Origin of the sequence: Mycobacterium sp. 050272, from assembly GCF_039023525.1 — a bacterium.
Taxonomy (GTDB): Bacteria; Actinomycetota; Actinomycetes; order Mycobacteriales; family Mycobacteriaceae; genus Mycobacterium.
In genome coordinates this window covers 1-217 of record NZ_JBCHKV010000070.1, presented here as the reverse complement: position 1 = coordinate 217, position 217 = coordinate 1, and the positions used below count along the sequence as shown (strand labels likewise).

1 pseudogene is annotated in these 217 nt (G+C 72.8%); it reads left to right on the top strand.

Going from position 1 to position 217, the window contains the following annotated elements:
- Positions 1 to 217, top strand: a pseudogene (locus tag AAHS21_RS32010) (hypothetical protein); the annotation flags it as partial.

Here is a 217-nt window from a genome sequence, read left to right as displayed (position 1 = left end):
TCGCCGCACCCCCCACGACGCCTACACCGCCCGACCCCCCGCCGGGCCCGCCAACACCCCCGCCGGCATCCACTGGCGAGTGCGCACCGACCGCGTCGACAGCTACGGCAAGCTCACCCTGCGCCACGCCGGACGCCTCCACCACATCGGCATCGGCCACCGCTGGGCCAACACCCCCGTGCTCATGCTCATCGCCGACCTCAACATCCGCATCGTG